Annotated in this window: 1 protein-coding gene; it reads right to left on the reverse strand. The window is 70.9% G+C overall.

The genetic code is table 11. From position 1 onward, the window contains the following. Positions 1 to 850, reverse strand: an 850-nt coding sequence (locus ACTWQH_RS32780; RefSeq protein WP_443290459.1) for an acyltransferase domain-containing protein, incomplete at both ends; no start/stop codon positions are given.

Raw genomic sequence — 850 nt, forward strand, 5'->3', positions numbered from 1 at the left:
AGGTAGTCGGGCTGTAGGCCGTGGGTTTCGAGGAGTCGGTAGAGGGCGACTTGGAGGGTGAAGAGGGCGGGTTGGGTGTGTTCGGTGCGGTCCAGGCCCTCGCCGGTGGTGATGATCTCCCGCAGCCTGGGGGTGAAGTGGGTGAGTACCTCGTCGTAGGCGTGGGCGAAGGCGGGGTAGGTGGCGTAGAGCTGTTGGCCCATGCCCGCTCGTTGTGAGCCCTGGCCGGTGAAGAGGTAGGCGAGCTTGCCGGGCTGGGCGGCGTTGCCGTGGATGACGGCGGAGCTGGGCTCGCCGGTCGCCAGAGAACGCAATGCCGCCAGCCGCTTTTCGTCGTCCTGGCCGATGATGACGGCTCGGTGGTCGAACAACGCCCGCGTCGCCACCAGCGAATGCGCGATGCCGGCGGCCGAGAGTTCGGGGTGGGCGTTGAGGAGGCCGTGCAGGCGCTGGGCCTGCTGGCGCAGGGCTGGGAGGCTCTTGGCGGACAGCGGCCAGGCGACCGGCACGTCCCCGTCCGGGGTCGCCGTGCGCGTCAGGGCTGGGGCCTCCACCTCCTCCGGCTCTTCCAGGATGACGTGGGCATTGGTGCCGCTGATGCCGAAGGAGGAGACGGCCGCGCGGCGGGGGCGGTCGGTGGGCTCCCACGCCTGGGGCTCGGCCAGGAGCGAGACGGCGCCCGCCTCCCAGTCCACGTGGGGCGTCGGCTCGTCCACGTGCAGGGTTTGCGGCAGCAGCCCGTTCCGCATCGCCATGACCATCTTGATCACGCCCGCCACACCCGCCGCCGCCTGCGTGTGGCCGATGTTGGACTTGATCGAGCCCAGCCACAGCGGCCGGTCCTCCGGCC

This window comes from Streptomyces sp. 6N223, assembly GCF_052246635.1.
Lineage (GTDB): Bacteria > Actinomycetota > Actinomycetes > Streptomycetales > Streptomycetaceae > Streptomyces.